19 protein-coding genes are annotated in these 18,325 nt (G+C 40.5%); 13 read left to right on the forward strand and 6 right to left on the reverse strand.

The annotated features are described in order from the left end of the window. Positions 1 to 61: 61 nt before the first annotated feature. Both DTW91_RS06070 and DTW91_RS06075 read right to left on the reverse strand, forming a co-directional pair. Positions 62 to 610 carry a porin family protein gene (locus DTW91_RS06070; protein WP_228412669.1) on the reverse strand — a complete coding sequence of 183 codons (549 nt, stop codon included), beginning with the start codon at positions 608 to 610 and terminating at the stop codon, positions 62 to 64. A gap of 224 nt (positions 611 to 834) precedes the next feature. Further along, on the reverse strand, positions 835 to 1,782 hold the full coding sequence (locus DTW91_RS06075; RefSeq protein ID WP_125202496.1) for a PhoH family protein: 948 nt from the start codon (positions 1,780 to 1,782) through the stop codon (positions 835 to 837). 105 nt (positions 1,783 to 1,887) lie between these two features. Between DTW91_RS06075 and DTW91_RS06080 the strand changes: the two genes are divergently transcribed. Then, positions 1,888 to 2,715 (forward strand): S-adenosyl-l-methionine hydroxide adenosyltransferase family protein, encoded by an 828-nt coding sequence (locus DTW91_RS06080; protein ID WP_125202497.1) that lies wholly within the window; start codon positions 1,888 to 1,890, stop codon positions 2,713 to 2,715. Positions 2,716 to 2,764: 49 nt separating this feature from the next. Here DTW91_RS06080 and DTW91_RS06085 read toward each other — a convergent pair whose 3' ends face one another. Further along, complete coding sequence (locus DTW91_RS06085) at positions 2,765 to 4,915, reverse strand: M12 family metallo-peptidase (protein ID WP_125202498.1); 2,151 nt, start codon at positions 4,913 to 4,915, stop codon at positions 2,765 to 2,767. Positions 4,916 to 5,069: 154 nt separating this feature from the next. On the opposite strand from DTW91_RS06085, the gene DTW91_RS06090 reads away from it, so the two are divergent. The 4 genes from DTW91_RS06090 to lnt all read left to right on the forward strand — a co-directional run bounded on the left by DTW91_RS06090 (position 5,070) and on the right by lnt (position 9,918). Continuing rightward, the gene (locus DTW91_RS06090; RefSeq protein ID WP_125202499.1) at positions 5,070 to 5,621 is read left to right on the forward strand and encodes a CopD family protein; all 552 of its coding nucleotides are present in this window, start codon (positions 5,070 to 5,072) and stop codon (positions 5,619 to 5,621) included. Between the two features lie 38 nt (positions 5,622 to 5,659). Further along, the gene (locus DTW91_RS06095; RefSeq protein ID WP_125202500.1) at positions 5,660 to 6,388 is read left to right on the forward strand and encodes an ABC transporter permease; all 729 of its coding nucleotides are present in this window, start codon (positions 5,660 to 5,662) and stop codon (positions 6,386 to 6,388) included. 71 nt (positions 6,389 to 6,459) lie between these two features. Then, the gene (gene gldG / locus DTW91_RS06100) at positions 6,460 to 8,118 is read left to right on the forward strand and encodes a gliding motility-associated ABC transporter substrate-binding protein GldG (protein WP_228412670.1); all 1,659 of its coding nucleotides are present in this window, start codon (positions 6,460 to 6,462) and stop codon (positions 8,116 to 8,118) included. 147 nt (positions 8,119 to 8,265) lie between these two features. Then, complete coding sequence (gene lnt, locus DTW91_RS06105) at positions 8,266 to 9,918, forward strand: apolipoprotein N-acyltransferase (protein ID WP_125202502.1); 1,653 nt, start codon at positions 8,266 to 8,268, stop codon at positions 9,916 to 9,918. Between the two features lie 78 nt (positions 9,919 to 9,996). On the opposite strand, the gene DTW91_RS06110 is transcribed toward lnt, so the two are convergent. Further along, positions 9,997 to 10,500: a DinB family protein gene (locus tag DTW91_RS06110; protein ID WP_125202503.1), complete on the reverse strand. Its 504-nt coding sequence runs from the start codon at positions 10,498 to 10,500 to the stop codon at positions 9,997 to 9,999. Positions 10,501 to 10,569: 69 nt separating this feature from the next. Then, a complete protein-coding gene (locus tag DTW91_RS06115) occupies positions 10,570 to 10,857 on the reverse strand; it encodes a barstar family protein (RefSeq protein ID WP_125202504.1) in 288 nt (95 codons plus the stop codon). A gap of 212 nt (positions 10,858 to 11,069) precedes the next feature. Here DTW91_RS06115 and DTW91_RS06120 point away from each other — a divergent pair, with 212 nt between their 5' ends. Then, positions 11,070 to 12,209, forward strand: a complete 1,140-nt coding sequence (locus DTW91_RS06120) for an acyl-CoA dehydrogenase family protein (protein WP_228412671.1) — start codon at positions 11,070 to 11,072, stop codon at positions 12,207 to 12,209. A gap of 111 nt (positions 12,210 to 12,320) precedes the next feature. On the opposite strand, the gene DTW91_RS06125 is transcribed toward DTW91_RS06120, so the two are convergent. Beyond that, a complete protein-coding gene (locus tag DTW91_RS06125; RefSeq protein ID WP_125202505.1) occupies positions 12,321 to 12,782 on the reverse strand; it encodes a DUF305 domain-containing protein in 462 nt (153 codons plus the stop codon). A 137-nt stretch (positions 12,783 to 12,919) separates the two neighbouring features. On the opposite strand from DTW91_RS06125, the gene DTW91_RS06130 reads away from it, so the two are divergent. The 7 genes from DTW91_RS06130 (at position 12,920) to thrS (ending at position 18,270) form a co-directional block, all read left to right on the forward strand. Further along, entirely contained in the window at positions 12,920 to 13,384 is a 465-nt protein-coding gene (locus DTW91_RS06130) for a nucleoside triphosphate pyrophosphohydrolase family protein (RefSeq protein WP_125202506.1), read from the forward strand. Positions 13,385 to 13,394: 10 nt separating this feature from the next. Continuing rightward, entirely contained in the window at positions 13,395 to 13,937 is a 543-nt protein-coding gene (locus DTW91_RS06135) for a TlpA family protein disulfide reductase (RefSeq protein ID WP_125202507.1), read from the forward strand. A 56-nt stretch (positions 13,938 to 13,993) separates the two neighbouring features. Then, positions 13,994 to 14,605, forward strand: coding sequence for a DUF4230 domain-containing protein (locus tag DTW91_RS06140; protein ID WP_125202508.1), 612 nt, complete (start codon positions 13,994 to 13,996; stop codon positions 14,603 to 14,605). Between the two features lie 15 nt (positions 14,606 to 14,620). Further along, the gene (locus DTW91_RS06145) at positions 14,621 to 14,800 is read left to right on the forward strand and encodes a hypothetical protein (RefSeq protein ID WP_125202509.1); all 180 of its coding nucleotides are present in this window, start codon (positions 14,621 to 14,623) and stop codon (positions 14,798 to 14,800) included. Between the two features lie 152 nt (positions 14,801 to 14,952). Then, complete coding sequence (locus DTW91_RS06150; RefSeq protein ID WP_125202510.1) at positions 14,953 to 15,456, forward strand: hypothetical protein; 504 nt, start codon at positions 14,953 to 14,955, stop codon at positions 15,454 to 15,456. A 218-nt stretch (positions 15,457 to 15,674) separates the two neighbouring features. Further along, positions 15,675 to 16,178, forward strand: coding sequence for a hypothetical protein (locus tag DTW91_RS06155; protein ID WP_125202511.1), 504 nt, complete (start codon positions 15,675 to 15,677; stop codon positions 16,176 to 16,178). A gap of 148 nt (positions 16,179 to 16,326) precedes the next feature. After that, a complete protein-coding gene (thrS, locus tag DTW91_RS06160) occupies positions 16,327 to 18,270 on the forward strand; it encodes a threonine--tRNA ligase (RefSeq protein ID WP_125202512.1) in 1,944 nt (647 codons plus the stop codon). Positions 18,271 to 18,325 lie beyond the last annotated feature (55 nt).

Here is an 18,325-nt window from a genome sequence, read left to right on the forward strand (position 1 = left end):
AATAATGTAAAATAAAAAAACTCCAGCACTCACTGGAGTTGACTAAAGTTTTAGACCATATTTATTTTTGGAATGTGTAGGTTAGCCCCAACTGCAAAACGCCATTGGTATAGGCATCATCTTCGTTGTCTTTCAAAATGTCTGTGACACCCGCCACATATCTGATATTCGCTCCAAAGCTTGCCGTAAAATTGTATCCGGCGCCCAGGCCAATTCCTAAATCAAAACCGTTTATAGAATCCTTCACATCGACGGATGCGCCGTCATATTTTGTTTTCGCACTGATTAAGAAGCTGAATTCCGGACCGGCTTCCAAATAAAATTGAGGCGTTGCTTCGTACTGAAAAAACACAGGTACCGAAATATAATCCAGATTCAACCTTGGATCTCCCGCCCCATCAAAGGAAACGCCTTTACCGCTGTATATCAGTTCCGGCTGGATATTGAAACTTGCTGAAAGCGGCATATTTGCAAATGCACCGCCATAGAAACCAAATTTCGACTCGTTATCCTCTGTATTCGAAACGCTTGAAAGATTGCCTCCGGCTTTCAAACCAAATTTTGTCTGAGCATTCATCGCCCCAAAAAGTGCAATTGCACCAACTAACATAATTTTTTTCATGATATTTTGACTTTTAAAAATGTTATTAAATGTTAAATAAACTTAAATCATTGCAAAATTAACAATATTTCAGAAATAAACAAATAAATAAAATTATTTCTAATAAACCACGGCCTCAAGGCACCAGCCTATAAGAATTGCAAAAAGAAAAAAATTATCTGAAATCAATCTTACATAATTTGACCATCAATGTTCTAAAAAGACATTATTTTTTATATGTTCTCGATGCTGTTGTAGGCCATAATGATTTTTTTGACGACAGGATGCCTTACCACATCTTCCTCCGTCAAATGGACAAATCCGATTTCCTCAACATCTCGCAAAATAGTCATCGATTCTTTGAGACCCGACTGCTGATTTTTCGGCAGATCTATTTGGCTGGGGTCTCCCGTGATGATGAATTTGGCATTCATACCCATCCGCGTCAGGAACATTTTCATTTGAGAATGAGTCGTGTTCTGAGCTTCGTCTAGGATCACAAAAGCATCATCCAGCGTTCTACCGCGCATAAAGGCCAAAGGTGCCACCTCAATAATTCTTTTCTCCATATAGCCTTCCAATTTTTCGTGCGGTATCATATCTCGCAAGGCGTCGTAAAGCGGTTGCATGTAGGGATCCAGCTTCTCCTTCAGATCGCCGGGGAGGAATCCAAGGCTCTCGCCGGCTTCTACGGCCGGCCTGGTAAGGATGATTCTTTTGACCTCTTTGTCCCGAAGTGCTCTTACCGCCAAGGCAACACTGGTGTAGGTTTTCCCGGTTCCTGCAGGACCGATAGCAAAGACCATATCTTTCTTTTCCGAAACTTTTACCAGTTTTTTAAGATTGGTCGTTTTCGCTTTGATTACTTTTCCGTTCACACCTTTTACGATGATATCCTGATCGAAGACCAGATGTTTTTCGGAGTCGTCTTTTAGTTTGAGGAGAGATTCCAGTTGCTTTATTTCAAGAGAATTATGCTTGGAGATGTATGCGGAGACATCATCCAACTTTTGGGTCAGCAAATCCAAGGTTTCTCTATTTCCCATCGCGAAAACAAAATTGTCTCTGCCTGTGATTTTCAGCGTTGGAAAACTGGATTTTATAAGGTTAAAATTCTGATTATGAACACCATAAAATGTTTTGGTGTTGATACCCTCAAGTTCATAATTGATTTCGAACATAAATAAGATGAAAGATTAGACTAACAAATATATGAATAGATTTGATATGATATTGGTCTTTTAAAAATTGATTTATGTTAAATTTGCAATATTAATTTCTAAAATATGTCAGTCATCACCCTCACTTCAGATTACGGACTTGTGGATCACCGCGTGGCAAGTATCAAAGGTAAAATCCTAAGTTGGAGCGAGGAGGTGAAAGTGGTGGATATCACGCATAACATTATGGCTTACAACCTACTGCAGACCGCTTACGTGGTACGCAATGCTTATAAATTCTTCCCGCCGGGGAGTATTCATATTGTGGCAGTGGATAGTTTTTATCACCCATCGAGGAAAAATATCATTGCCAAAATTGACGGTCATTTTTTTATTTCGGCAGACAACGGCATTACCCACCTAATGTTTTTCGACATAAAGCCGGAGGCCATTTATGAAATTACGCTCAACAACCGTTTCGACGACCCTGTTCGTTTTCCGGCGACCGATATCTTCGTTCCCGCAGCGATGCATCTTTACAAAGGTGGGTTGCCCGAGGTGATTGGCAGAAAAATCAAAGCGGTGAAAGATCTGTCGTTCCCGAGAGCGGTGTATAATGAGAGCGAAAGAATGATCGTGGGTGAGGTGCTCTACATTGATAATTTCGGAAACGTAGTTTCTAATATCAGCCGCAAATTTTTTGAAAAATATGCTTCGATTTCCGAAAATTTTACCGTAAAATTTCGCAACATTGTTTCTTCCAAAATATTGGATAAATATACGGATATCGTAGTAGATTGGAAACGCGAACAAGAATTCCACGGGAAATCTGCGATGATTTTTAACGATGCGGATCTGTTGGAAGTCACCATCTACAAGGGCAGCGTATTGAACGGAGCTTCCACCCTTTTCGGGATGAGCACCGGCGAAAAAATCTACGTTGAATTTGAATAAAAAAAAACCGACATTTCTGTCGGTTTCACTTGTATTGGTTGATTTAATTCTATTCTTTGATCATGGTTTTGCTAAAGCTGTTGTTAGCCGTTTTGATCTTTACAAGGTAATTTCCGGTTTTTAGATGGGACACATCGAAAGTTTTTTTGGATAGGCTCTCTGCATCAAACTGTTTTATCAGTTTCCCGGAAATATCATAAATCTCCAAAGACTTGATTTTTGAGATCCCCTGCAGGGTAAACTGGTTCTTCACAGGATTTGGAGACAGCAATAAATCTTTGGAATTAGACACATCTTCAACTGCTAAAACGGTGCAGCCAAGATTGGCTTTGAAGCCTTTGGCTGTGACACCTGCATCGGAACGGAAAGTAAGGGTAATAGCACCTGTAGGATGGGTAGATTCGAAAGTGGCAGGAATCGTGGTTCCCGTCAAATTAACACCGCCTGTAAAGACCGGAGAACCAGATAATCCATTTCTTATGGTCAGAAAATCGTATCCTTCTTCCAGATCAAATTCCTGAAACGTTATTTTGAGTTTTTCGTTGGAATTATCGGGATAAAAAGTCTTGGTCCAATTTTCGCCATCTGTGTAATTGGCATTTTCGCCACCAGAATCGGTAACTGTTTTTCCGCACCACTCATCTTCAGTAAGGATAATTTGACTTTTTTGGTAGGCAAATGAGCAATCTGTTCCTACCTCCACTTTATAGAATGTATTGGGAGAAAGGCCTGTAATATTTATCACGTTTGATTCTGTATTGCCGGACGTGACCAGCGTTCCGTCCATCTTTATAACTCTGTACTTCCAAGCAGTAGAAACGGCATCTGTGATCTTGGCGGTGGCACCCGTTTGGGTCACATTACTGATGGCTACCGAAGATATTGTAATGGCGCACGGGGCAATACAGTCTGTTCCCAGACAAGCTTTGGAATCCACGGTCTGCCTAATCAATTCGCCCGGTTGCGCTCCGAAGCCTAAGGATAAATTAATCCCAACTGAAGTTAAATGGCAGTAACTCATAATCGTGCCGCCCGCGCTCGGTATCGGTCCCACGAGATCACAACCTTCCTCCGGATAACCCGCCACAGCGCCGCAGCCGTCTATCGGTGTCGAGTTACCGTTCCAAGCACAAGCATGCGTGTGGGGAGAACCCAGCGCATGACCCATCTCGTGCGTCATTGCCATAATCGTCCAAGAATAAGTAGGGACATTGCTATATGTCATATTAATTCCGGAATAGGCATATCTATAACTTCCACATAAAGAATTGACATAAGCCACACTGGTGGTTGACGGATAATTGACCAAATGGGCGAGATCGCCGTCAAAAGTGGGTCTATTGACGCGGAAAGCTGCCAGATTTTGGCTGTACGTTCCGGTGTAAGGATCCGCAGTTTCCCAGACGTAAACGGTTTTCAAAGACATTTTTACGCCGTCATTTACATAAAGCGTGTTGATGTTGTTGTGAACTGCAGAAATCCAATCAACCGTGGCCTGAACGGAAGATCCATTCTGCTTGTAGGGTTTGTTACATATTTCGTAATAAACCCGCACGCAGGAATTGGTTACTTGCGGTGTTTTGGACGATGGTTGGAAGTTAAATTTTTGTTTTTGATTTTCCATCATTTCATCGACCGCGCAGATAAAGGGATTGCTACCCGTCAATTTTTGATCATTATAGACCACAAAATCTTCGGAATCAACTGCTTTTCCCAAAGTCACATTTCCGATATTGGGGGCAGACGCAACCCCGACCACATCGCCATCAAAGAAACTGAATGCCACAACAGAACTGTTGTCTCCTCTGATAATCCCGCGGTAAAAAACGCCTTTCTTATAGTCTTTTATTTCCGATTTGCTGGTCTCGACTTTGAAATCGTTGGAATAAATATCGACTTTCACCATTTCCACCGTTAATTCTCTGTCCTCAAAAGGGAAAGTCAGTTCCAGAGCCTCAGGTTTTTCTGCCAAAACAGTAGAAAGCTTCGCGCGATCCAACTTCAGTACCCTTGCATCCCTGGCCGCTTGTTGGTAAGCCGCTTGTTTGCCACTGCGATCCAAATCGAACAGCGTTATCGGCGTGAAGCCAACGTTCTGAGCCCGATAATCATTAATTTCCTGAGCGATTGGTCTTAAGGCTTGAGCAGATCCCAAAACCCCAAAAATTAAAAACAATAATAAGTGTAACCTTTTCTTCATATTATTAACTTTAACATATTTCGTACAAAATAAGCATTTTATATTTTAAAATTAGGAAAAAAAATCAATTTTAACACATTTACATTCAAAACTTTTCCCATATCTGTTTGTTTTCTCTTCTGCGAAGAAAAAGTATCTTTGCAAAAAATACGCAATGCTGTATTCCGTTATCAAAGCCATTCACGTTATTTTTATGGTCAGCTACTTCGCCGGAATTTTCTATTTGGTGAGGATTTTCGTTTATTATAAAGATACTGATGATTTTGACGAAATCAAGCAGCAAATTCTCCGAAATCAATACACATTTATGGCCATCCGACTATGGAATATCATTACGGTTCCTGCCGGAGTTCTGATGTTGCTCAGTGGACTTACGATGATTTTTTTAAATCTGGGCTTGATGAAAACGCCTTGGTTTCATCTCAAACTCGCTTTTTTAGTTGGATTGGGAATTTATCATTTCTGGTGCTGGAAAAAAGTGAAAGAACTCAAAAAACTTAATGGCCAGATGCTGCCAACCAGCAATATCAAACTCCGACAGTTCAACGAGATTGCCACTTTCATTTTATTTGCGGTCGTTTTTACGGTAATTTTGAAATATTTCGTTATAGAATATTGGTGGCAACTGCTTTTGGGATTTTTCGGAGTTATATTTTCAATTACCGCCATTGTTAAAATGGTCAACAAAAATAAGAGAACGAAATAAAGCTATCAACCCAAAAACCACCATCTGACAACAAAATTATGATTGCAATATTCAAAAAAGAACTTTGGAATTTTTTCGGAAACTGGAGTGCGTGGATCATCATCGCGGCTTTCAGTGTTATCTCCGCCCTATTCCTTTTCTTCTTCGAGAATGATTTTAATATTTTCGATATCGGAAGTGCTTCGCTTCAAAGTTTTTTCGTCCTGGCGCCGTGGCTTTTTATGTTCATTATTCCTGCAATCAGTATGAGAACTTTGGCCGAGGAACAGCAATCCGGAACTTTGTTTTGGCTGTTTTCGCAACCTGTGAAGATCTCGGAAATCGTCGTCGGAAAATTCCTTTCCGTCTGGCTGGTTGGGATTTTGTGTCTTCTGCCTTCGCTGGTTTATTATTACACGGTGTATGTTTTGGGCGTTCCGGAAGGCAACATCGATGGAAGTATGACTTTCGGAAGTTACATCGGATTGATCATTTTGATTGGCGCTTTTTCGGCAGTTGGGATTTTAGCATCTTCACTTTCATCCAATCAAATCAGCGCTTATCTTTTGGGCGTTTTCATTTGTTTTATCGCCTATTTTGGGATCGAGCAATTGGCCAGTTACAAATTGCTTGGTGGCGCAGATTATATTTTGCAAAATATCGGATTTTACAAGCATTTTTTAGCTTTCACAAGAGGACAGATCGATACCAGAGACGTTTCCTATTTTCTATTCGTGATATTTTTGGGATTAGGCTTGGCGAGTTGGTTTGTTTGGAAAAAGAAGTAGGAAAAGAGACAAGAAAAAAGTAAAAAGATTAAATCCATCAACAGACAACTAACAACTGTCAACTCATTAAAATGAACAAAAAAAATAAAATCACCGTTATCATCATATGCATTCTGCTAATTATTGGGATGAGCGGATTGGTTTACAAACGTTTCGATTTGACGGCGGAAAAACGATATACGCTTTCGGATGCCACCATCAAGGTCTTGAAAAATGTATCCAAACCAATGACCATCGAGGTTTATCTGGACGGCGATTTCCCGGCTTCCTTCAAACAACTTCAGAACGAAACCAAATTTATGCTGGACGAGTTTCGGAAAATCAATCCCAAAATCGATTACAAATTCCGCAATCCGATTGCCGAGAAAATACCGCAAGATACTTTGGCCGCAATGGGAATGCAACCATCGATTCTGCCCGATATGAAAGACGGAAAAGTCTCAGAAATCGTGATGTTTCCGTACGCTGCAATCAAATATAATGGCTACGGCACCTCCGTTCCGCTCATCGTTCAGCAATCCGGAATAGATGCAGCCACGCAGCTTAGCAAATCCATTGAAAGTCTTGAATATAATTTTGCCTCCACGATCAAAGGTTTGTCCGAAGAAACAGCGAAAAATGTTGGATTCTTGGTCAATCAGCAGGAATTAAGTCCCGACGAATTTCGAGGATTTTTGGATTTGGCGATGGAAAATTACAACATCGGACCCATCATTCCGGAAAACAAAACCGAACTTTCTCTCGCCGATGTTCCGAAATTGAAACAAATGGATGCGCTCGTCATAGCAAAACCTAGAAAAGCTTTTACGGATAATGAGAAAGTAATTCTGGACCAATACATTATGAACGGTGGAAAAACGCTTTGGATGATAGATGCTGTAAATGCTGAAATGGACACGCTTTTCCAAGCTAAAAAAATAATGGCTTTTCCAATTGATCTTAATCTGACGGATTTTATGTTTAATTACGGTTTGAGGATCAATCCCGCTTTGGTGAAGGATTTGAAAAAATCCGCATTGATCAGAATTGTCTCGGGTGAAGTGGCCGGCAATCCGCAATACAGCAGCTTTCTTTGGCCGTATTTTCCATTGGGAATCGCCGAATCGAAGAATCCAATTACGAAAAACATCAATCCTGTAAAATTCGAATTTCCAACTTCGATTGATACGTTGGGAAGACCAAATATCAAAACAAAAGTTCTTTTCGAATCCAGTGAAAGAACGCTCAGCAAAACTGTCCCAAATTATGTTGCCTTGTCCGAAATCGTGCGTGCAGACAGCATCGGGGAAATGGAACGGCCCACGCCGCCGAAGATTTTCGCGGTAGCTTTGGAAGGGAAGTTTACCTCGGCTTATGCGACGAGAATCGAGAAAAATGCTTATCCCGGCTTCAAAGCTCAAAGTCCGGAGAATAAAATGCTCGTAATTGCCGACGGTGATATTGCAAGAAATCAAATCTGGAAAGGACAACCCTTGCCTTTGGGCGAAGATTTGCTTACTAAAGAACATTACGGAAACGCCCAATTCCTGAGAAACGCTCTGGACTATCTTTTGGACGACAGCAATCTGATGGAACTTCGCAACCGCACGATCGAAATAAGATTGCTCGACAGAGAACGAGTAGCCGAAGAACGCTCGAAATGGCAATGGATCAATCTGCTTCTACCATTAGGAATTTTGGGAATTTTGGGTGCTGGATTTTATTTTATCAGGAAGAAAAGATTTTCTTAAATAAATACACAATAAATTGAACACAAAGCTCACAAAAGTTTTTTATATTTTCATAAGTTTCACGAAGCCGCTTCGCTTACAAAAGTAAATCTTTGTAAAGTTTTAACGCCTGAAACTCGTGAACTTTGTGTTTAAAAAAATAATATTATGAAAAACCTCTTATTAGCTTTAATATCCGGAGTGCTTCTTGCCATTTCCTGGCCGACTTACGGGATTCCGTTTTTTATATTTTTTGCATTTGTTCCTTTGCTAATGATGGAACACAATATTCAGAAATTCAGTAATATTAAGAAGAAAAGCTTGGCGATATTTGGCTTGTCATATCTTACATTTGTTGTTTGGAACGCTGTTACGACAGGTTGGCTTTACAATTCCAAACTTCCGGACGGGAGCAATTCTCTCTTGGCGATTCTCTTTCCGGTTTTGACGAATGCCTTTTTTATGTCGATCATTTTCCACTTTTATCATATTTACAAAAGAAGTCAGGGGACGTATTTCGGATTGGTGTTTTTTGTCGTGATTTGGATGGCTTTTGAGAAATTGCATTTGGTTTGGGAATTGACTTGGCCTTGGCTGAATCTTGGAAATGTTTTCGCCGATTATCATCAATTGATTCAATGGTATGATACTTTGGGTGCCACGGGCGGCAGTTTCTGGATCTTGATTTGCAACGTTTTGGCATTTTATACTTTGAGGATTTGGGAGGCGGGACGAAAGAGAAAACCGCTCATCCAAAATGTATCGATGGTGGCAGGTTTCATCCTTTTGCCGATGTTGATTTCTTTAATTAAATATTACAATTATTCGCCAAAAACCATCGGAACTTTGAATGTGACAATGCTTCAGCCGGCTTTGGATCCATACGCAGAGAAATATCAGAAAGACAGTTTGACGATTGAAAGCGATTTGCTCAAATTGGCTGCTGAAAATTCTATTTTAAAAGACAAAACAGGAAATCAAAACATCGATCTTTATCTCGCACCGGAAACGTCTTTGCCCGGACCGGGCTCTATCAGTGAGCGGGGATTGAACCATAGTTTGCTCCTCAACAATATAAAAACTTTCCTTTCCCAACATCCGAAATCGGTTTACGTAGGCGGCATTTCCAGTCATTACGTTTATCGGGATGATGAAGAAAAATCGGCCACTGCCAGTTTTCTCGAGAACCAGAATATCTGGGTTGATGAATACAATTCTGCCGTCCAAATTATCCCAAATCGGCAGCCGGAAATTTATCACAAGGCGATGCTCGTTCCGGGCGTTGAGATTTTTCCTTATATTAAATTCTTGAAACCCATATTGGGCGATGTGATGCTGGATCTGGGCGGAACTACGCGTTCACTCGGCGTTTCCAAAGAACGAAAAGTGTTTGCCAATCCTTACAACAAATCTGTGGTTGCACCCATCATCTGCTACGAAAGCGTTTACGGCGAATACGTTACCGATTATGTTAAAAAAGGCGCCAATCTTCTGACGATCGTCACCAACGATTCTTGGTGGGGTTATTCGCAGGGACACAAGCAATTATTGGTTTACGCAAAACTCCGAGCGATAGAAACCCGACGGGAAATTGCCAGAGCGGCGAATAGCGGAACCAGTGCGCACATCAATTCCCGAGGCGATATTGTGGACGAATTGCCTTACGGCGCAAAAGGTGCTTTGGTGGCGAAAGTCAACCTCATCGACCACGAAACATTCTATACCAGAAGTGGTGATTTCCTTTCCAGATTATCGATGTTTGTGATTGGGGCTTTGCTGTTGTTTATTCCGGGGAGAAAGTATTTGACCAGAAAGAAATAAACCCAGTGTACCAATTTAACAAACTATCAATTTAACAATTAGAGAATTGGTAAATTGGTAAATTTTTAAATTGTTAGATTAGAAACTCGGCAAATATCTTTCCTTAATAATATTCAAATGATGAAGATTGTGACCAACAGTCAGCTTCCCAATCGTCTCCACTTTTATTTCATTTCCATTCACGATTCCGATTAATTGTAAAGCTTCTGCCGGAAGTGTTTTAAAGAATTTGATTGATAACTTTCTCGTTAGTTTAAATTCCTTAATCAAACTTTTTAAAGTTCGGGTTTCTGCGTAAGAATTGTCTGCCCAACTTTCTTCATCAAAACCTGAAACCAAAGATTGGTCTTTTCTGGAAAATCTCAAAGCGCGATAAGCAAAGACTTTTTCTGTATCAATCAAATGCTGCAAAAGCGTTTTCAGAGTCCATTTTCCTTCGGCGTAAGCAAAGTTGCCGTGTTCTTCGGAAAGTTTTCCATAAATCTCCAAAGTCTGTTTACCGGAAATTTTCAATTCCCCGACCCAATTTTCTGATGGAACAAGGTCAAGATAACGCTGGATATATTTTTCGAAATCGGTCATTGTTAATGGTTCATGGTTAATTGCGAATACATTCCGCAAGAGTGTGATGTTCTGCAAAGTTCTTTCTGATTATTCTTCATCTTCATATTGTTCCAGAAAATAACTGAAGGTAAAATCTTCTACTTCATCTTCCACATTTTCCAAAGTCGTCAAAAGATCTTCAAAAGTTTCCAATTGGTCCACGCTCATATCCACAAATTCAAGATGAAGCGGCAACTCCAAACCACTCGAAATCACATCCGAAAGGGCATCCAGATTGTCGCCGAAATATTCCGGCAGTTCTAATTTGGACTTTAATTCTGTATAAAAATCTTCATAATCGCCGAGATTCTCAAAATTGATTAATATTTCTTTCATTGTTCCAAACTTTTATAAATGATTGTCTGCAGCCATTTTATTTCAAAAAACACCGATGAGAAGAATAAATGGGTTTTAATTGTTGAATTCTTGGCAGGAAAATTTTAGGCTAAATTAATGAAAACATAGATCGATAAAGAATTAAAATCAATCTTTAAAAATAATTTATCCTTAACCGAATTTTTTCTATATTTGATGACAAAGATAAAAATATGGAAACGGCAACGATGGACAATCTGAAAATGATAGCCGAAACGGCAAAAGACTTTGCTGAAAAAAATATCCGCCCCAACATTATGGATTGGGACGAGAGCCAGACTTTCCCAAAAGAACTTTTCCACCAAATGGGAGAATTGGGTTTTATGGGAATCGTAATTCCTGAGGAATATGGCGGCTCTGGACTTGGATATCAGGAATATGTGACCATTTTGGACGAGATTTCTCAAGTAGATCCGTCTATCGGACTGTCCTTGGCCGCTCACAATTCATTGTGTACCAATCACATTTACGAATTCGGAAATGAAGAACAAAGGCGAAAATGGATCCCGCAACTCGCTTCCGGAAAAGTAATTGGCGCGTGGGGATTGACGGAGCACAACACAGGTTCCGACTCCGGCGGAATGTCCACAACAGCGGTGAAAGATGGCGACGAATGGATTATCAACGGAGCCAAAAACTTCATCACGCACGCTATTTCCGGCGACATCGCAGTCGTAATGACGAGAACCGGAGAAAAAGGTACCAAAAATAATTCAACAGCCTTCGTTTTGGAAAAAGGAATGCCGGGATTCGATTCCGGTAAAAAGCTAAATAAATTGGGAATGCGCGCTTCGGAAACGGCAGAATTGATTTTCGATAACGTTCGCGTTCCGGATTCTCACAGATTGGGCGAAGTGGGGAGCGGCTTCAAACAAGCGATGAAAATCCTTGACGGCGGTCGTATTTCGATTGCTGCCCTTAGTTTGGGAATTGCGCGGGGCGCCTACAAAGCTGCTCTTAAATATGCTCAGGAAAGACATCAATTCGGAAAAGCGATCTCAAACTTTCAGGCAATTAATTTTATGCTGGCCGATATGGCGACAGAGATTGACGCCTCCGAATTACTCATCCGGCGCGCTGCAGACCTCAAAAATGCGAAGCAAAAAATGACACGAGAGGGAGCGATGGCCAAATTATTTGCTTCAGAGGCATGTGTCAGAATTTCCAATAATGCAGTTCAGATTTTCGGTGGTTATGGTTATACCAAAGATTTTCCGGCAGAAAAATTCTACAGAGATTCTAAATTGTGTACGATTGGCGAAGGAACTTCTGAAATCCAGAGATTGGTGATTGGTCGGGATATTACTTCTTAGGCTATTAATCCAATTTTTCTTAAATTAAATTGCAAAAAGAACCGCAGAGATGTAAAATCTGATATCCAAACTCTTGCAACTTGGCGGTTAACAGATAGTTGAGGTCTTAATTTATTCCAATCTTTTTATCATACTTTCCATCTGCCGGATTTCGTCTTCTTGCGATTTTATAATGCTGTCCGCCAGTTTTCTCACTTCGGGATCTTTGATGCTCGCATTTTTACTCGTCATTATCGCAGAGGAATGATGAGGTATCATTGCTTTCATATACTGGATGTCGCCAACGGGCGTTTGAGTCCGCAAGCCGAGAAATGCAAGGACAAAAAGGACAATTCCAGAGAGAATAATGGCGGTATTCAGCTTATTATTGGGATACATTTTTCGCATCATCAGTATCATCAAAATTGCCATTGGCGCAACCATCAGCACACTCATATACACTCTTGTGATGCTTGTGTGATAATGCCCGACTTCATCCATATTCAAAAACATAACGAAGTACATTATCACAAATGAAATAAGTAAGGTGCTGAAAAGCTTCCCGTAGCTCATATTGTCATTCATATTTTCCATATTGAAGTTGTTTTTCGTAAAACATTTACAAAATTTACGCCAGTCGGCCCATTCTCAATAATATTTCGCAGAAACATTTGGATTCATAAGTACAAAATCATTTGTCAATTATTATATTTGTTAAAATTTAAAAAATTATGGAGAAGATAGACAGCCTGAACCAAGTTGCCGAATTTCACAGAACTTTCAACGCCCCAATTCTCGACACGCCTCAGATTCCTTCAAAAGAACGTGCTGAGTTGAGAGTTAGCCTTTTACAAGAAGAATTGGACGAACTGAAAAAAGCGATTGAAGACAACGATTTGGCGGAAGTTGCCGATGCACTTTGCGACCTTCAGTATGTTTTGAGCGGTGCTGTTTTGGAGTTCGGTTTGGGAGAGAAATTCGTAGAATTGTTTAATGAAGTCCAGCGGTCTAATATGTCCAAAGCTTGTGACAGCGAAGCTCAAGCTCAAGAAACCGTTGAATTTTACAAAGCCAAAGGAACCGATGCCTATTACGAAAAGTCGGGCGATAAATACAATGTTCACCGCGCGGCTGATCACAAAGTTTTGAAAAACAAATACTACTCTGTTGCCGACTTGGCTTCACTTTTAAAATAAAAATCTCAGGATGAAAAAAATCTCAATGCTATTGGGTTTGCTCGCTTGTATGCTGGTCGGCTCTTGCGCAGAACGCGTCATCGTAAACCGAGAAGTAGAATCTAAGAACGACGGCAAAATGCTTTTGGGAACTCAAACTTTGGATCAGTTCAGAAAAGAGCCTTTCAAAACTTGGTTTGACGAAGAGTACAACCGCTATCAAATAGATCCAGCAACGTTGGCTGAGCTTAAAAAAGAAAAACTCAACAGCTACGGCCTGGTAGTTTTTGTAGGAACTTGGTGCGAAGACAGTCATCGGGAATTTCCCCGGTTGATCAAAATTCTGGAGAATGTAAAGTATAATCCCGAGAGAATGCAAATCATAGCAGTCAATCGTAAAAAAGAATCGCCGTCGGGCGAAGAAGGATTGTACAATATTTCCAAGGTGCCGACCATCATCGTAAAAAAATATGGAAAAGAAATTGGGAGAATCACCGAAATGCCGGAAACCGGGTTTTTGGAGAAAGATTTGCTTAACATTTTGAAAAAAGACAATTCGAGTTTGTTTAAATAACTATCTCCTCATCCCAAATCCCTCTGCAAAAGAGCCGAACTTTTAAAATCATTTACATGACCAAATATACAGCCTTACTTTCTTTTGTTTTCGGAATCATTCTTACCGTTTTTGCCATTCTCTCGTGGAGAAGTTGTCACCAAAAAGACGAGGCGGCGCTGATAAATCAGGATTACTATCTCATCACCAATCAAATCCGAAAAATGAACAAAATGGTGGTATTGGAACAGGATTTTTCGAGCTTCCAAACGCATAAAAGTTCGGCTGCAAATATCGCCGGATTCGACATTCTTCCCCGCGAAATGGTACTTTACACTACTGCAAAAGCACAAGTCTCCTACGATCTGAAACAAATGAAAATAGAGGTGGACACCGTCCATAAAAAACTGATCATCGAGCAACTGCCCGAGCCGGAAATTAAAATTTATCCCGAGGTGAGAATTCATTTTATGGACGACTATGCCATCAATAGATTTTCCAAAAACGATATCAACAAAATCATGGAATCTGCGAAAAAAAATATGATCAAAAGCGTCAATCAAAACAGCTTAAAGGATCAGAGCAAAAAACAACTGAAAGATAATCTGAACGATATTTTCGTTTTGGCAAAGGCATTGCATTATTCTATTGAGGATAAAACCAATACTTTTCCGCCCAACGAACTTTAAAAACCCATTATTATTATGACTCCGAATAAAAAACCCGAAAGAAATAACGCTTCTGAACAAAAAAAACAGACCGAAGATTTCAAAAATATTCCCGCCGCATCCGACAAACAGAATCCGCCGGACATCGACAAGAAGGACATCGACCAAAGTTCTAAAGCTAATAAAGACGGAAAAACAGACAATACCAAAAAATAATTTGACGACAAAAAGCCCAAAGCCTTTCAAATAAAAACAGAAAAGCTTGTTTGTTTGATAAAATTAATATACATTCAATATTAAGAATCAAAATATCAAATTTTGTTTCCAAAAGTGTTCATTTCATTTTCGTTTCATCAAACATTACCGCTATGTCTTATATTGTTGTAGGGCTTTTTCCCCAGCAGATGGATGCAGAGAAGGTCCTTTTAAAATTAGAAAATGCCGGTTACAATGACTACAATATTTCTCATTCTCACCAAGAGATTGCGCAAAAAGTGGACATTGAGAAGAAAAAAAGGTTTTGGGGTTGGCTTTTTAATGATAATCATCTCGACAAAGCCCGTTTCGAATATGCCAGTATCGATCACGACACAATCACCGTGTATGTGGAAAAAGAGCAGGACGCACACATCGTAAAAGATCTGTTGGACAGCAATGGCGCAGTGAACGTAGAAGAAAAAACCCAAGACTTTATGACTGAAAATTTTGCAGACTCTCCTCTAAATTCTGCAATATCCCAAAGTAAGAATGCAAAAATCATTGCCAAAGCGCGAAGCAATCTCTTTTTTATAAACAACAGAAAACCACATCATTTACACGGCAAAAGAGCTATCGATGAGATAGATGGACTGGTTTTTACAAAATTCAGGTAACCATTTTAAATAAATTCCAAAATTGCATCCTTGTAAAATCGACTTTAAAAATGAGAGCCTTTCAATCCAATTGATGGGCTTTTTTGATGAAATTAATCAGATTTACAAGGTCTGACCGCGGGAAATATTAAAATATTGTTAAAATTTGAAGCGGCCTGCATTTGTGTCATCATTTTTGTTTGGTTATAGAAAAGATGTTTAACCTAAATAAAATAATTATGCCTTACACCATAGTTGGGATTTTCCCAAAAGAAACAGAAAATAAAGACGTGATCACAAAGCTGGAAGAAGCCGGACTCTACGACTACACTATCTCTGACCCGGAAGAAGAAAGTCCCGAAAAAATCGATACCGACAAAAAAGCAGGATTCTTCGACTGGCTTTTCGATAAAGACCCCGTAGAAAAAGACCGATATGAATATGCGAGCAAGGGCAACCGTACGATTACCGTCTACACAGAAACAGAAGACGATGCCAAAGCCGCAAAAACGATCTTAGATGATTGTGGCGCCATCGATGTGGAAGAAAAATCCAAGAGCTATCTGGCCGATAGATATCCTGACACCAAACACGAATATCCTATCTCTGAATCCAAGAAAGCAAGAATCATTGCCAAGGCGAAAAATGATTTGTATTTCACGGGTGGCAGAAAAAAAGTTTCTACATCTGCCAGAACGGAAGGCATGGTGGACGAGATGGATTCTTTAGGAAATAAAGACTGACCCGAGGTTTGTTAAATTATTTTCTCACACCAATTTTATAGGAGCTGATAATTCGGCTCTTATTTTTTTTGGATAACCATAAACCTAAGATCCCCGTTGGAATGTTGCTGAAAATTCGTAAATTTGCAAACCTAATTTTTTACCCATTATGCCAAAAATTACACTTCCAGACGGCAGCATCAGAGAATACGAAGGCACAGTTACGCCACTGCAGGTTGCCCTAAGCATCAGTGACGGCTTGGCCAGGAATACCATTTCTGCCATTGTCAACGGAAAACAAACAGAAGTAAATACCCCGATAACGGAGGATTCTACCCTGCAACTCTTGACGTGGAATGACGATATGGGTAAAAAAGCATTTTGGCATTCTTCTGCACACTTGCTGGCTCAGGCCATTATGGAGTACTATCCCGACGCCAAATTGACCATTGGCCCGCCCATCGAAAACGGCTTCTATTACGACGTAGATTTTGGCGAAAAACCATTGTCCGAAAATGACTTTGAAAAACTGGAAAAGAAAATCTTGGAAAATGCCAAAAAAAATTCTACTTTCCAGTTGCGCGAAGTTTCTAAAGCCGAAGCCTTAAAAGAATATGCCGACAATCCCTTTAAAAAAGAATTGATTGAAAATCTGAAAGATGGCGAGATCACTTTCGTAACGCACGACAACTTTACCGATCTTTGCAGGGGCGGCCACATCCCATCTACCGGAATAGTAAAAGCCGTAAAAATCCTGAATGCTGCAGGTGCGTACTGGCGTGGTGACGAGAAAAATCCTCAGCTAACGAGAGTTTACGGCATCTCTTTCCCCAAACAAAAAGAACTCGCCGAATATCTCGAACGGCTGGAAGAAGCCAAAAGACGAGATCATAGAAAACTGGGAAAAGAACTGGGAATTTTTGCCTTTTCGGAAAAAGTAGGCGCCGGCCTTCCACTTTGGTTGCCGAAAGGGGCTGCACTTCGAAAAAAATTGGAAAATTTTCTTACCGTAGCTCAGAAAAAACAAGGTTACGAATTCGTGATTACTCCGCATATCGGAGCAAAAGAATTATATGTCACATCTGGGCATTGGGACAAGTATGGCGCCGACAGCTTTCAGCCTATTAAAACGCCTAATGAAGGTGAAGAATTTTTGCTAAAACCCATGAATTGCCCGCACCACTGCGAGATCTACAAAGCCCAACAATGGTCTTACAAAGATCTGCCGAAGCGCTATGCAGAGTTTGGCACAGTTTACAGATACGAGCAGTCCGGCGAATTGCACGGCTTGACCAGAGTCCGAGGCTTTACCCAAGACGACGCACACCTTTTTTGCACGCCCGATCAATTATTGGAGGAATTCGAAAAGGTGATCGACTTGGTATTGTACGTTTTTGGCTCGCTTGGATTTGCCGATTTTACAGCCCAAATCTCCCTGCGCGATCCAAACAACAGAGAAAAATACATCGGCTCGGATGACAATTGGGAAAAAGCAGAAAACGCCATCGTAACCGCTGCCAAGGCGAAGGGTCTGAAAACCGTAACCGAATATGGCGAGGCGGCTTTCTATGGTCCCAAACTTGACTTTATGGTGAAAGATGCCATCGGAAGAAGCTGGCAATTGGGAACCATCCAAGTGGATTATAATTTGCCAGAACGGTTCGATCTTTGGTACAACGGTAATGATAACGAAAAGCACAGGCCGGTGATGATCCACAGAGCACCGTTTGGTTCTATGGAACGTTTCATTGCGATCCTGATAGAAAATACGGCGGGAGATTTCCCACTTTGGCTCAGCCCCGAGCCTTTTATCATCCTGCCAATCAGCGAAAAATATTCAGATTATGCAAAAAAAATTTCAGAATCATTGGAAATTAACGATATTTGCGGACTGATAGACGACAGAAACGAAAAAACGGGGAAAAAAATCCGGGATGCCGAATTGAAGAAGTTGCCCTTTATGCTAATTGTGGGTGAGAATGAGGAAAAGAACGGCACCATTTCTGTAAGAAAAAGAGGCGAAGGCGATTTGGGAGAGATGACGGTCGAGGCCTTCATTACTTATTTTAAAGAGCAAGCCAAGCCGGCGTTGGAACTGGCAACCAATCGATAAGAAACATATTAATTTTTAAAAATTTAAAACCATAGCACTTAAAAGAAACAACAGC

Source organism: Chryseobacterium sp. SC28, assembly GCF_003932955.1.
Taxonomy (GTDB): domain Bacteria; phylum Bacteroidota; class Bacteroidia; order Flavobacteriales; family Weeksellaceae; genus Epilithonimonas.

Excerpts from the sequence above, each read along its gene's own strand:
- gldG (WP_228412670.1), top strand. The coding sequence starts at position 6,460 with ATGAACAAAAAAAATAAAATCACCGTTATCATCATATGCATTCTGCTA.
- DTW91_RS06125 (WP_125202505.1), bottom strand. The coding sequence starts at position 12,782 with ATGGAAAATATGAATGACAATATGAGCTACGGGAAGCTTTTCAGCACC.
- DTW91_RS06095 (WP_125202500.1), top strand. The coding sequence starts at position 5,660 with ATGATTGCAATATTCAAAAAAGAACTTTGGAATTTTTTCGGAAACTGG.
- thrS (WP_125202512.1), top strand. The coding sequence starts at position 16,327 with ATGCCAAAAATTACACTTCCAGACGGCAGCATCAGAGAATACGAAGGC.
- DTW91_RS06075 (WP_125202496.1), bottom strand. The coding sequence starts at position 1,782 with ATGTTCGAAATCAATTATGAACTTGAGGGTATCAACACCAAAACATTT.
- DTW91_RS06140 (WP_125202508.1), top strand. The coding sequence starts at position 13,994 with ATGACCAAATATACAGCCTTACTTTCTTTTGTTTTCGGAATCATTCTT.
- DTW91_RS06070 (WP_228412669.1), bottom strand. The coding sequence starts at position 610 with ATGTTAGTTGGTGCAATTGCACTTTTTGGGGCGATGAATGCTCAGACA.
- DTW91_RS06115 (WP_125202504.1), bottom strand. The coding sequence starts at position 10,857 with ATGAAAGAAATATTAATCAATTTTGAGAATCTCGGCGATTATGAAGAT.
- DTW91_RS06110 (WP_125202503.1), bottom strand. The coding sequence starts at position 10,500 with ATGACCGATTTCGAAAAATATATCCAGCGTTATCTTGACCTTGTTCCA.
- DTW91_RS06150 (WP_125202510.1), top strand. The coding sequence starts at position 14,953 with ATGTCTTATATTGTTGTAGGGCTTTTTCCCCAGCAGATGGATGCAGAG.
- DTW91_RS06130 (WP_125202506.1), top strand. The coding sequence starts at position 12,920 with ATGGAGAAGATAGACAGCCTGAACCAAGTTGCCGAATTTCACAGAACT.
- lnt (WP_125202502.1), top strand. The coding sequence starts at position 8,266 with ATGAAAAACCTCTTATTAGCTTTAATATCCGGAGTGCTTCTTGCCATT.
- DTW91_RS06085 (WP_125202498.1), bottom strand. The coding sequence starts at position 4,915 with ATGAAGAAAAGGTTACACTTATTATTGTTTTTAATTTTTGGGGTTTTG.
- DTW91_RS06120 (WP_228412671.1), top strand. The coding sequence starts at position 11,070 with ATGGAAACGGCAACGATGGACAATCTGAAAATGATAGCCGAAACGGCA.
- DTW91_RS06080 (WP_125202497.1), top strand. The coding sequence starts at position 1,888 with ATGTCAGTCATCACCCTCACTTCAGATTACGGACTTGTGGATCACCGC.
- DTW91_RS06090 (WP_125202499.1), top strand. The coding sequence starts at position 5,070 with ATGCTGTATTCCGTTATCAAAGCCATTCACGTTATTTTTATGGTCAGC.
- DTW91_RS06135 (WP_125202507.1), top strand. The coding sequence starts at position 13,395 with ATGAAAAAAATCTCAATGCTATTGGGTTTGCTCGCTTGTATGCTGGTC.
- DTW91_RS06155 (WP_125202511.1), top strand. The coding sequence starts at position 15,675 with ATGCCTTACACCATAGTTGGGATTTTCCCAAAAGAAACAGAAAATAAA.
- DTW91_RS06145 (WP_125202509.1), top strand. The coding sequence starts at position 14,621 with ATGACTCCGAATAAAAAACCCGAAAGAAATAACGCTTCTGAACAAAAA.